At 47.0% G+C, this 13197-nt stretch carries 12 protein-coding genes; 2 read left to right on the forward strand and 10 right to left on the reverse strand.

What is annotated here, in order from left to right:
• Positions 1-7 precede the first annotated feature (7 nt).
• From DY78_RS04510 to DY78_RS04550, 9 genes are all read right to left on the reverse strand, one after another.
• Entirely contained in the window at positions 8-631 is a 624-nt protein-coding gene (locus DY78_RS04510) for an HAD-IA family hydrolase (RefSeq protein ID WP_024624885.1), read from the reverse strand.
• A 76-nt stretch (positions 632-707) separates the two neighbouring features.
• Positions 708-1154 carry a D-aminoacyl-tRNA deacylase gene (dtd, locus tag DY78_RS04515; protein ID WP_024624884.1) on the reverse strand — a complete coding sequence of 149 codons (447 nt, stop codon included), beginning with the start codon at positions 1152-1154 and terminating at the stop codon, positions 708-710.
• An 11-nt stretch (positions 1155-1165) separates the two neighbouring features.
• Positions 1166-3436: a RelA/SpoT family protein gene (locus DY78_RS04520; RefSeq protein ID WP_024624883.1), complete on the reverse strand. Its 2271-nt coding sequence runs from the start codon at positions 3434-3436 to the stop codon at positions 1166-1168.
• Positions 3437-3518: 82 nt separating this feature from the next.
• Positions 3519-3848, reverse strand: a complete 330-nt coding sequence (locus DY78_RS04525) for a hypothetical protein (RefSeq protein ID WP_029778986.1) — start codon at positions 3846-3848, stop codon at positions 3519-3521.
• Between the two features lie 73 nt (positions 3849-3921).
• Positions 3922-4674 (reverse strand): 16S rRNA (uracil(1498)-N(3))-methyltransferase, encoded by a 753-nt coding sequence (locus tag DY78_RS04530; protein WP_024624882.1) that lies wholly within the window; start codon positions 4672-4674, stop codon positions 3922-3924.
• A 12-nt stretch (positions 4675-4686) separates the two neighbouring features.
• A complete protein-coding gene (prmA, locus tag DY78_RS04535; protein ID WP_024624881.1) occupies positions 4687-5637 on the reverse strand; it encodes a 50S ribosomal protein L11 methyltransferase in 951 nt (316 codons plus the stop codon).
• A gap of 132 nt (positions 5638-5769) precedes the next feature.
• Entirely contained in the window at positions 5770-7686 is a 1917-nt protein-coding gene (locus DY78_RS04540) for an LPXTG cell wall anchor domain-containing protein (RefSeq protein ID WP_024624880.1), read from the reverse strand.
• Positions 7687-7815: 129 nt separating this feature from the next.
• Positions 7816-8442, reverse strand: coding sequence for a DNA-3-methyladenine glycosylase (locus DY78_RS04545; RefSeq protein ID WP_024624879.1), 627 nt, complete (start codon positions 8440-8442; stop codon positions 7816-7818).
• Between the two features lie 628 nt (positions 8443-9070).
• Positions 9071-9361, reverse strand: a complete 291-nt coding sequence (locus tag DY78_RS04550; RefSeq protein ID WP_024624878.1) for a hypothetical protein — start codon at positions 9359-9361, stop codon at positions 9071-9073.
• A 362-nt stretch (positions 9362-9723) separates the two neighbouring features.
• Here DY78_RS04550 and DY78_RS04555 point away from each other — a divergent pair, with 362 nt between their 5' ends.
• Together DY78_RS04555 and DY78_RS04560 are read left to right on the forward strand one after the other, a co-directional pair.
• A complete protein-coding gene (locus DY78_RS04555; protein WP_024624877.1) occupies positions 9724-10017 on the forward strand; it encodes a hypothetical protein in 294 nt (97 codons plus the stop codon).
• Positions 10018-10187: 170 nt separating this feature from the next.
• Positions 10188-11171: a DNA/RNA non-specific endonuclease gene (locus tag DY78_RS04560; protein ID WP_420805681.1), complete on the forward strand. Its 984-nt coding sequence runs from the start codon at positions 10188-10190 to the stop codon at positions 11169-11171.
• Positions 11172-11232: 61 nt separating this feature from the next.
• Here DY78_RS04560 and DY78_RS04565 read toward each other — a convergent pair whose 3' ends face one another.
• Positions 11233-13026 carry a hypothetical protein gene (locus tag DY78_RS04565; protein ID WP_156404102.1) on the reverse strand — a complete coding sequence of 598 codons (1794 nt, stop codon included), beginning with the start codon at positions 13024-13026 and terminating at the stop codon, positions 11233-11235.
• Positions 13027-13197 lie beyond the last annotated feature (171 nt).

Below are 13197 nucleotides of genomic sequence, written 5' to 3' on the forward strand. Positions count from 1 at the left end.
CTAACCCTTATTTCACATACGGGAGCAAATCGTTCAAGTTGTCCACTTGGACCTCGGGATGACTGGTGACGTCAATTAAATGATCGATGTCGAATAAATACCCGGCGATACCGGCGTTGTGGCCAGCATCAATATCTAAGTTCCGGTCACCAACCATCACCGCCTGCGTCCGGTCAATGTGGTGTTTGTCTAACAAATAATTAAGGGCGGCCGGGTCGGGTTTGCGCGGAAATGGTTGTTCCGCGGTCACGGCATCGGTGAAATACTGGTCCAAGTCATTTTGGGCTAAATACTGTAAAGCACTTTTATCACGATGGGTCATCAAAAAGTTTTGCCCGCCTTGCGCGACGACCTTTGCCAAAACAGCGGCCGCGCCATCAAATGCCGCCGGGGCCGTTTGTAACATTGGTTCATATTTTTGATAGCCGGCGCGAAGTTCCTGCCAATCCCAGCCATATTGCGCCGCAATTTCACGTTCGGCCGCACCGACTGAGCGTTGCCGCATAATTCGATACGTGGCCGCCGCCGTGATCGTCCCACCCAGATTGTTGACGGCCCGTTGAAAGGCCGCCACCATGGCGGGATACGTATCGAGTAAGTTGCCATCTAAGTCCCACAAAAAGTCGCGCATTGTCATTACCTCCAAATTTAATTGTTGTCACCAAAAAGCTGAAAGCTCATTAAATAAGCTTCCAGCCTTGATTGATTTATTTATGATCAGTGTCATAGCAAATCGTGACCGGACCATCATTGACCAGGGCCACTTGCATGTCAGCACCAAATTCACCCGTCGCTACCACCACCCCGGTCGCAGCTAATTGGGTATTAAATGCATCATACAATTTGCTAGCCATTTGCGGATCACCCGCATCGGTAAAGCTTGGTCGGTTGCCATGCCGGGTATCGGCATACAGCGTAAACTGGGATATCGATAAGATCGCCCCACCGACTTGTTGAATATTTAAATTCATTTTACCGTCCGCGTCACTAAAGACCCGTAAATTCAAAATCTTGCGGGTGACATAATCAAGTTCAGCTTGACCGTCACCGTCTTGAAAACCAACTAATAGCATAAAGCCTTGGTCGATTTTGCCATGGACCGTGTCGTCAATCGTCACGCTGGCCTGACTAACCCGTTGTAATACCACTCGCATCGCGGACCCTCCTAAAACATCTTCCGTTCAACGACATATACATCTTGAACGTTTTTCAAGCTATCAATAATGCGTTGTAGATGGTCCAAGTTGCGGACACCAATCGAAACGCTAATAATCACCATCTTGTTATGGTCAACTTTCCCATTAACGTTCGTTAAGAACTTGGTGTTGTTGTTGATGACCTTCAAAACATCGTTCAACATACCATTACGATTATAACCTTGAACTTCTAAGTCCGCGTTATAATTCGTGCGGTCGCCTTCTGGATCTTCCCATTGCACGTCAATCAACCGTTCGCCTTGAGCTTCAGCGCTCTTGACGTTCGGGCAGTCAACACGGTGCACGGACACCCCGCGACCCTTGGTGATATACCCAACAATTTCATCACCAGGAACCGGTGAACAGCAATGACTCAAACGCACGAGCAAGTTGTCGACACCTTGGATGATAACCCCACCCGAGGAAGACACTTTCTTCCGTTTTTCGTCCTGCTTGTCTTGTTCATCATGTTGGTCTTTGGACTTCTTCTTAGTCTTCGTCGACGTTTCATGACTTTCTTCCAAGATGGCCCGTTCCCGTTCACGCTGGCGGTCAGCTTCACGTTGTTTACGCACATCACTGGTCAACCGGTTGGCAATCCCGACTGGTTGGACATCCCCAAATCCTAGGGCCGCGAACAAATCATCTTCACTCGAATAGTGCATCTTTTTAGCCACGGCTTCAACTTTTTCTTTGGTCATCACGACTTTGGGATTAAAGTCGAATTCACGTAGTTGATGTTCCAACATTTCACGACCACTAACAATGTTTTCTTCGCGGTCGGCGTTGCGGAAGAACTGCTTGATCTTATTGCGAGCGCGCCGCGTATAGACTAACTTTTGCCAGTCCCGACTAGGCCCGGTTGAGCTCGTGGACGTTAAAATATCGACAATATCGCCATTCTTGATTTGATAATCGAGTGGCACGATTTTGCCATTAACTTTGGCCCCGGTCGTATGATTCCCGACTTCCGTGTGAATCGAGTAGGCCATATCGAGTGGACCCGCACCCTTCGGCAATTCGGTAACATCACCTTTAGGCGTAAACGCATAGACCCGATCACTGAACAGGTCACCTTTGACACCTTCCATGAAGTCGGCGGCGTCTTTACTTTCATCTTGTAATTCGATGATTTCTTTGACTAAGTTTAACTTGTCACCCGATTTGGTTGCTTGCACTTCATCATGCACGCCTTCTTTATAGGCCCAGTGTGCCGCGACCCCATATTCAGCGACCCGGTGCATTTCAAAGGTCCGAATCTGAATTTCGAGCGGTTTGCCCTCGGGACCAACGACGGTCGTATGCAACGATTGGTACATATTAGCTTTGGGCATCGCAATATAATCTTTAAAACGCCCAGGCATCGGCTTCCATTGGGTATGAATGGCGCCTAAAACGGCATAACAATCCTTAATCGAATCGACCACGACCCGAATTGCCAACAAGTCATACATTTGACTGAATTGCTTATGCTTATCCCGCATCTTCTTATAGATTGAATAAATATGCTTTGGGCGACCGTAAATTTCGGCATCCGGTAATTTTAAATCTTTGAGCGCTTTATTAATATCTTGAATCGCAATCTCAATATACTTTTCACGATCTTCACGCCGGGAGTTCATTAAGTGAACGATCCGATAGTATTGTTGCGGATTCAAATAGCGCAATGAAATATCTTCTAGTTCCCATTTAATCGTACTAATCCCTAACCGGTCCGCGATGGGCGCATAGATTTCCAACGTTTCATTGGCAATTCGGCGTTGCTTATCCGGCCGTAAATGTTGCAACGTCCGCATATTGTGTAACCGGTCGGCTAATTTAACGATCATGACCCGAATATCTTTAGACATCGCTAAGAGTAACTTGCGGTGATTTTCGGCTAATTGTTCTTTATTGGATTTGTAACGAATCTTCCCGAGTTTGGTGACCCCGTCGACGATGACCGCCACATCTTTGCCAAAAAGTTCTTCGACATCACCGAGCGTCACCCCGGTATCTTCGACAACATCATGCAAAAAGCCCGATGCGACCGTTTCTGGGTCCATTTTCAATTCGGCTAAAATACCGGCGACTTGAATTGGGTGCATAATATACGGTTCGCCAGATTGGCGATATTGATCCCGGTGGACATAAGTTGCAAAATCACACGCCCGTTGCACTAACGCGACGTGTTCATCATTCATATACTTTTGGACTGTATCGATCACATCTTGGGCAGTCCAAGTTGGTTGTTTGGGCATTTTTATCACCACGATTTCTAAAGATTCGTTTTTTCATAAAAGGCACGTCAGTTATTCACCCAACGTGCCTTGCTAACCACTTTTATGCGACGCGCGGGGTGGTCAACCCGTATGCTAAATACGAGAGTCCTAAATCGACAAGCGCGAGATAGTAAACGTACGTCGGGAAAAATAAGTAGAGTCCGACAAAGCAAAATGCTGGCATCAGCCAGACAAACCAGCCGGTGTGGCCCGACCGTCGAATTAGCCACCCGATGATTGCGGCAACAATAAAGTCAATAATGAATAATAACCAGACAATTTGATGAAACCGGCTAACACTCATCAGCTTTAATAGCCGCGGTAAAACGACCCCAACGACAATTGCCACTAGCCAATATTGGCCCCCATAATTACGAAATTTCTCCGCCAAGCTAATTCCCTCACTTATTATGCTTAAATGCTTAATGACTATGATTATTTATTGTACACCACCGCCAACTAAATTACACTAGTTCGCACCAAAAAGAAACGGCGCTCAACAAGTACATTGGCGCGGTTTCGGCCCGCATAATCCGCGGTCCTAAGCCGGCTGGTACGACCTGTGACGCGGTCAATGTCGCGACCTCGTCACTAGTTAGGCCACCTTCCGGACCGAAGACCGCGAGCAAGCGTTGGTTAGCCGTCATTGATTTTAACGTCTGAACCAACTGACTACTCTCGCCCTGCTTAGCCGACTCTTCCCAAGCCACGACGCCCGCATCAAACGGGACATTGGTCACCAGGTCGGTTAAACTCGCTTGATAACTCACCGTCGGCACCACCGTACGATGTGACTGTTCTGCAGCGGATTGGGCAATTTTGGCGAGCCGTTCCAACTTGCGGGCCCGTTTATTAGGCGCCCACTTAGCCACCGCATATTGACAATCAAAAAAGACAAAGGCACTGGCCCCCAGTTCGGTTCCCCGTTGGACGATTTGTTCCGTTTTATCGCCTTTCGAGACGCCACAGGCAATCGTCACGGGTACCGGCAATTCGACTTGAGGCGTCGTCACTTTGACCACGGTGACTTGCGCAGTTTGAGCCGTGCCGCCTAGTAATTTTCCAAAGACAACTTGGTGGTCAGTCGTGACAAACTCTGCTTGATCCCCAACTTGGGCGCGCATCACCTTGATCCAGTGATGAACGGCGTCACCGGTCAATTCAAACTGACTACCCACTTCGGGGTTAATCGGGTTCTTTAAAAAATAACGTTGCATTTAAATCCTCCGTTAATCCTCGTCCGTTGGTAAATAAGCGGTGATGCTGTGCCAGTCACCCATTTGGGTATGTTGCTTGATTTGGAAGCCCGCGGCCGTAATAGCATCACAGACCACGCCAAACTTTTCATCAATAATCCCGGAAGTAATGAAGTAGCCGCCTTGTTTTAAGTTAGCTTTGGCTTGCGGGACTAATGGCACGATGATTTCAGCTAAAATGTTGGCCACGATAATATCCGCTTGCGTATCGATACCCTTTAACAAATCATTAGCCGCCACTTTGACATCGGCCGCGACCGGATTCAAGTCCAAGTTCGCTTGGGCTGCTTTGACCGCGACTTCATCCAAGTCATACGCTTCAACGGCACCGACACCCATCGCTTTAGCCGCGATGCTCAATACGCCCGAACCAGTCCCGACATCAATTAAGTGTTCACCGCCATTAATGACCGTCTCCAAGGCTTGTAAAGATAACTTCGTCGTGGGATGCGTCCCAGTCCCAAAGGCCATCCCGGGGTCTAAACGCATAATTAACTCGCCTGGTTGCGTGGCTTGATAGTCTTCCCAACTTGGGACAATCGTCAAATAACGGGTGACCCGTACTGGATGATAATACTTTTTCCAAGCCGTGGCCCATGCTTCGTCGGATAAATCGACCATGGTCACTTCATTAGGCGCCGGATTCAACCCATAATCCGCTAACTTAGCCACGCGTTGCTTAACCGTTGGCAAAATTTCGGGCACAAAAACCGTTTCCGGATAGTATGCGGAAATGAGCGCCCCACTAGTGACATGCGGAATAGTATCTAAGTCGATAATTTCGCCATAGCGATTCGGTTCCAAGTTTTGATAATCCAAGGCATCGTCAATCTTGACCCCACTGGCCCCCGCTTCCATTAAAATGTTGCTAACGGCCTCTACGGCTTCGTTTGACGTGCTAACAGTTACTTCCGTCCACTTCATTAATATGATTCCTCCATCTGTATACAAAAAAGCTAAGCAGCTTCACCAAGTCACTTAGCTTTTTGTTCGTCGATTTAATGACTACGATTCTTCTTACTTAACAGTATATAACAGTCGGTCCGCAGATTTCAATTAAGACTGCCGCCGACGTGGCGTGAAGCCGAGCATCGCCGTCAAACTGAACAATAATAACCCTAAGAGACTGGCCGTTGGAGCCGATTGTTCGGCGGTTTGTGGTAACGCCGCCGCGACATGTTGCGCCGTCCGTTGACTAGCATTTGCCGCTAAGCTTGGTAACTTCACTACGGCTTGTTGTACTTGAACAACCGTCGTTTCTGCGGCATTAGCGACTGTCGTTAATGGCGTATCCCCCATCAAACTAGCGAAGATTTCCTCAAAGGCTTGTTCAAACGCTTGTTCAAAATCAACGATGAATTCCGTATACAAGTCCACCAGTTGCGCAACCATATAATCAAAATCAGCCACGTTAGCAACCGACTTGGCAGTGGCCAAATTTTGTTTCAATAAAGATAACAACGTTTCAACTTGGGCCAATTGGGCTTGCACCGTCGCTAAATCATTGGCTTTCAATGCATAATATTCCTGAGCGCTGGCAAGTTGGGCCTTAATGACAGCGAGATTATTTTCAGTGGTCGTCACTAAGTCATTGGCTGCAGCTAACGCTTCTTCTGGATGCGTATAGTTATATAAGTGCTTGTCCAACGTGTTCAAGTCCGCTTGGGCAAGTTTTAAGGCGGCTTGTTGTGCGGTCAAAGTCGTCGTCAAGTTAACTAAATTGGCTTGCGCCGCCGTCAGCGTTGCTTGTGATTGGATTGCTTGCGTGCTAGCGGCAGCTAATTCAGCGATGGCTGTTTGCAAGTTAGTCGCAATGGCCTGCGTCGTAGCTAAGTTCGCTTGCGCGGCCGTCAACTGGGCTTGTTGTTGCGCTAAAGCTTGCTGACCATTTTCCAAACTAGTTTGGGCCACTGCAACTTGGGCCTGTCCCGCCTCAACCGTTTGTTGCGCAGCTTGTAACTCAGCTTGAGCCGCCGCCAGCGCTTGATTAGCTGCTTGTAACGTCTCATTTTGACTAGCTAGTTGTGCGGTCAACGTAATGATTTGTTGATTAGTCGTCGCATCGCCTGATAATTGCTTTCTTGCCGCATCTAATGCTGCTTGGGTATCCACAACCGTTTGAGACGCTGCGGCTTGCTTGGCAATCAACGTCGCTAATGCCGTTTTACCCCGGTCGATGGCAGCGTTAGCACTATTCAAAGTTTGTTGCGCCGTTGCAATCCTGGCTTGACCCACATTAATTTGGGACTGGGTACTCGCCACAACATTCGCGGCTTGGTCTACTTCATTTTGAGCCACCTCAACATTTTTGGTTGCTTGTGAGCTTGCTTGTGCCGGTGTTGCGCCACTAGTGACCCCGCTGACTTGGGTTTGGACACTCTGCACGTGTTGTTTAGCGGTATTGAGCGCTTGAGCAGCCGTATCGACCGCTGACTGCGCCGCTTGAACGACTTTAGTTTGGTCGTTAACCTTACTTTTGGTCGTGTTAACTTGCGCTTGGTCGGTTGCAACCACTTTTTGCTGCGTGGCCGCGGCGCTAGCAGTCGCCGCAATCTTCTCAGGGGTGGCGGCCGCACTATCGGCTTGAACGTCGCTTAAATTCGTTTGCGCCGCAGAAGCCGCTTGCGTCGCTGTGCTAGCTGCACTTTGCGCCGTTTGAACGTTTTGTTGTGCTTGTGTCGTTTGAGTAGCCTGGTCCGTCGCAACGGCCGCTAAGCTATCCTTGGCTGTTTGCGCCGCGGCCACATCAGTTTTAGCCGCACTTACATTAGCATGGGCCTCATCCGCCGCTGTTTTAGCCGCTTGGACCCCTTGCTTAACTTGTTGTGCCATTGGCGTTGCGGTGGTCGCCGCAGTAGTCGCATGGACCCCTTGATTATCCGTGGTCGCTGCTTGGGCTTGTGGTCCCCCGACCAACATTGCACCCGCCATCGCCAGCGTGGCACCCGTCACCACTTTACTAACTTTTTTCATGACAATACTCCCCTCGTACATCCTTTTATTAGTAAATTAATATATTTATATAATATCATTATTGAATGTAACCGAATTCATGTCAATTAAAAAAAGACACCCCGCAACAACTGTTCATGGGATGATTGATTATAACGCTTGCCAGCCATGGGTTTCCGGATCAATGTCACGTTGACGGCTTTGCGATACCCAGGGATTCCCGGTCACGTAATAGCGCAGCGGGGCGCTGCTCCAGTCCCCTTTATTGACGATACCGACCCGCCCACTGGTACTAATCTTAATCGGCACTCGCCGCGGCGTTAATTGTAAATGTAGCGGGCCCACATTTAACGGCTGACCGTTGAGCTGTTTGTCAAGCCCCAGCGCCTGCATCAATTTGCCGGGACCATTCGTCAAATTTTTGAGTGGCTGAGGGCGATTAGCTTGCATCAATGGTAAGCCGGTCGCCGGTTCAATACCTCGAATCAAAACACATTCCGGCACCCCCGCTGCTTGCGTCACGAAATTCAATAGAAACTGGGTCCGCATCTGGTAAATATAGATGGTTCCCGCGGACTGCCACAACGCCTGGTTACGCGCGGTTTGATGATTTTTGAAGGCGTGGGCACCGGCATCTTGCGCCCCCAAATAAGCTTCCGTTTCAGTAATCCAAGCCGTCATCATGCCAGCTGGCGTAACTAATCGTAACTGCCGGCCCAGTAAATCTTGGGCAATCGCTGGCGTTGGTTGCTGACTCAAATACGTTTCAATATCCACATGACCTGCCCCCTTTCAGATTCGTTCTCAATATCGGTTATAACTGCCGGTAGTCGCCTTTAAGGTCTTTCCATACATTAATGATATAACGAACTACTCATCATCAGTCATATCAAATGACCCTTTGAATGACCTCTTCGAATTAAACTTACCTCCAACTAGCATAATCGACACAACCAAATCACCGATAAACCAATTCATCGCAACGTTATTAGTTTAACTGCATTTCGCCGGACTTACGGCATCGACATCTTTGAAGGTTCTTTCTTAAAGTCGGTTATTAGTGGCTATTTTTTGATTAGACCAACTACCATCAAAAATATTCAATCACAATTTCATATACTTACGTTATTCGGAAACCGAGCTGAGATTAGCAGTTGGCTGACCGTAATGGAATCGTCCTGCAGGTGGCGTTAACGGGCGTTGTTTGCCCGTTTACACCACGGACGTCTTTTGAGACCCGGGGTGTGGGCTCAAAAGCGAGGTCCAAGACCGCTTCTCAGGCTTGAACCGGTCCCAGGACGATTCCATTACGGTCAGCCAACCGCGGCAATAACGCATTCACCAATATTTGGAAAGCCCCCGCCTTTAATGACCAAAGGCTAGTTGCGACCTAACAAAAAAGCGACTAATCAGCCGCTTTTTCCTTTTTATTTAAATGTTTATTTAAATACTTGACCATATCCGCTTCGTGCTTAAAAATTCGTGGATGCTTCTGCTTGTGCAACCGCACCGCAATTTCATTAATCTTGACGCGTCCCGTCCAAGTATGACTATACTTTACGACCACGCGATTATTGCGATGGTCCTTACCGAATTTCAACACGTAAACGCTGTCGGGAACCATTAGCGGTCGGATATATGTCTTATCGTAATCATAATGCATCGATCGCAAAAACTGCTTCGTGCGTTTTAACATGTCGCTATCTCTCCTTCACAACGTGAAATTGATTTTTTTATAAAAATACGTTCACTTCATTCATATCTGACAAATATTATAACAGATTTTAAACAGTTATTGTAACAATTCACCACGACTTGTGCAAGAAACCCGGTTTATTTAGGAAAATAGCGTAACAATCCCATGATTATGCGATTCGCCCCGCCATTATCGTCGGCTTGACTTTCAAAGTATGTCCTTCAACTGAAGTGACGGCGAATGGCAACTAAAGCAACTAAATGTTCAGTATTTACTAAAACGACCCGTTTTCCCCTGCGAGACTCGGTAAACTATGTTAAACTAACGGCAATCAGGTTTAATTATCTAGGGGGATTTTTGTTATGATTTTAGTTGAAAAAATTTATCGGCCAGGGCACGAACCCATCACGAGTGTCGATCAAATTGCCAAGTTTCAAACCAATGATGGCTACATTACGCCATATCACGTCTTGGCACGTGAAATCGGGGCTGATAAAGAAAATTGTTTTTATAAAAATAGTGAAGGTAAACGTAAAAAAGTCGTCGCCACTAAAGATGCTGCCGGTACTTGGCAACTAAAAACCATTGGCAGCACGGATGCCACCACGGACGGCTTATTGAGTCTACCGCGCATGTTAAATAACTGGGGCGACTAACCCGAGCAACTGACTGATGTAAATCGGTCAGTTTTTTTATTACCTTTTTAGCCGTTTGTTATGGTCATCAGATTAAACTTACTATAAAATAATTAATTGAACGCGGCCGCCTTTTGGGGGTGACAAAGGACTACCGCCGGTTCAAAAAATTACTTAAGGAGTGGGTTTATTTGTCTACTAAGTCAAAAGCCATGACTAAATGGCTCGTCATGTTCCTAATGCTAATCGGTAGCCTGACCGCCACCACTGCGTTCACACCGGCCACTACGGCACATGCGACGACCGTTTATGTCACGCGCACGGGGAAACATTATTTTTACAAACGCAATGACCGCGGTTTGAATCGCGCTAAGAAGGTTTACGCGGTCTCCTTAGCCACCGCCAAAAGCCGGGGCTTAACGTTATCTGCTACGGAAACGGCGCCTAAGACCAAGACCGTTAAAAAAGTCGCTAAGAAAAAAGTGACTAAAAAGAAAACGGTCAAAAAAGTGACCAAGAAAAAAGTCGTCAAAAAAACGACTAAGCCAAAGGTCACAACTAAAAAGACGACTAAGAAGAAAACAACGGTAAAATCAAGCGGCACTTATATTGCCGGCGCCAAGAAATATCATGTCAGCGTCGTCAACAAAAATAATCCTGCCTTCAGTAAAGCGACCCTCTCGACTAAAGGTGGCGCTTGGCAAAAGTACGGTCAACTCGACTTATATAACCGCGCCACGTCAGCGAATGCCTTATTGAACAAAAAGTTAATGCCCACGACCACGCGCGAAGCATTGTACGTCAACCCCACCGGCTGGCACAACAAGCGTATCAAGTCGGGCTGGTTATACAACCGCAGTCATTTGATTGGTTATCAATTGACGGGCCAAAACAACAACTTGAAAAATTTGATTACTGGCACTCGCCAACTTAACGATCCCGGCATGACTAAGTATGAAAACAAGGTGGCTGCTTACTTAAAAGCGAGCCCGAAACATTACGTCCGTTATCGAGTGACTCCCGTCTTCAAGAATCACGAACTCTTGGCACGCGGGGTTAAAATGCAAGCCCAATCAGTTGGTTCTAACAAAGTTCGTTTCAACGTCTACTTGCCAAATACGCAAAGTGGCATGAAGTTGAACTACGCCAACGGTTTGAGCAAAGTTGCCAAATAACTAACGTTTCACCCATCAAAAAAACCTGATGCTTAGCAAATCGCTGCGCATCAGGCTTTTTCTATTTCATCATTTCCATTAGTTCCGGACCCTTGTTAGCAAGAACATAGCCGGTATCGCTAGTATGCTTAAAGATCAAGCCTTCAAATTCACGTTTACCGTCAAAATTGGTGGCACTCACATCCGCCGTCGTCAAATCACCGATTTTATCGACCGGTACCGAGAAAATACTTTCATCGGAAACCATGTAGAACCGCCCATTATTGGGATTAAAACTAGATGATTGCACTACGGCGCCGGGTGAATGCGTTAAGCCTTGCATAATCAGCTTAAAGTGAACTTCACTCGTGCTCAGGGTCCCTTTATAAAACTTCAAGGAATCCACCGGCGCGGTCTTCCAAGGACTCCGCGTTTCCGTCCAGAAATACGCGTTGCCATCGTTATCAAAAGCTAACGTACTCCCCATGCAGACGGTCGATTTCAACGTAAAGTTGACCGACGCATCCGGCGTCAACGTCGTCGCATTTAAGCGTTGGACCGTTGCTTCCGCCTTTTCTTTATAAGCTTTTACGAACCACAATTCGTTCGTCTTCGGATTCAAGGCTAACGACTGGGCGTGGCCGGACTTAAACTTCGGACCGACTTTGATACAAGCTAGCACCTTTTTATCCAATGCTTTTTGCTTCTTCGTGCCCTTACCGTAGTAATCACGGTTGGTGGCCCGCCGAATCATGTCCATCGTCCCAGAATTAGAGGCGCCTAAAGCCGTCAACTTATTCCAGTCATAGCGAATGACCCAGCCCGTTTGGTTGGCGCCAGTGGTTTCCGTGCTATCAACATACATCACGTATAAATATTGATCATCCTTCGAGAAAGTCGCGCTTTGGGGATCACCTAAAACAGACTTGCGGGTAAACCCATTGGTCGCAGTATTCTTAAAGTCGATTGGTAAATACATGGCCGTTTTTAAGGAATAGTTGCTATAACTATCGTCGGTGTGCCGCAGTACGCCCAACGTATCAGGCGTCTTTTCAAACGAGTTATTATTGACATATAAGGCGGTTTTCGCATAGTCAATGGTGCCCATCTGATACTGACTGTCAACATCGACGGTCTTAAAATCACTCGCCGAGTAAGGATCAAGGACGTTGCCGCTAGTTGAATAGTAAGTTACGCCATCCACCGTGGCATTTTCAGTCGTATGACCGTCGACTTTGGCGACCGTCGTCGGTTTGGCCACGATTTTTTTTGCCGTTTTTAAATAATTATGCCAAACCCACCCGTGTGTTTGACCACTGGTGACATAATCATATTGATATTTGATACCCTTTTTATAAACATTACGGGTCTTAGTTCGCGTATAAACGGCCGTGGCGGATAAATTTTGACCACTCGCAAATTTCACATAAGTATTGCTAGCCGTGAACTGATAAAGCTTGCCGGCTTTAGCACGTTGATAGCGGCCACTGCTCTTTTTAGCCGTCGTCCCTTGAAAGTTTTTACCCGCTTTCAAATAAGAACTAGCCACCCAACCGGTCGCACCATTTTTCGCGTTTTTAACGTAATAATAGGTCGTTTTTTTACCTTTATGCGTCAACGTCATCGTCTTACTACGCATCCACGTCGTTGACATGTAGTTCTTCAAGGCATGGTTGGCCTTTAATTTCGTCTTCTTGGCTTTACCACTAAGCTTATACGTACTGCCCTTTTTCGCCTTGGCATAATATGGCTTGGTCGCCACCGTCTTAGCTTTTGAGCGCGAATACGTCGTCGCCGCATTTACCGATACAGCCGGTATTAACGCGGTACACCCCAGTAACATCGTTAATCCTAACCGTTGTTTCCACCCCATCAAAATAAATATCATTCCTCCTCGATAAAGTTAAAGCCCTTATCTGGCCCCGTTATTAGTCTACCATCAATGTATAATTTTTAATATGTGTAATTATAAATTTTATATCCCCTGAATCATTATGGTAGATTGCAAATTTAATCCGAATTTTTGGACAAATTGTTCAGCATAACC

It is taken from the genome of Lactiplantibacillus fabifermentans DSM 21115 (assembly GCF_000498955.2).
Taxonomy (GTDB): domain Bacteria; phylum Bacillota; class Bacilli; order Lactobacillales; family Lactobacillaceae; genus Lactiplantibacillus; species Lactiplantibacillus fabifermentans.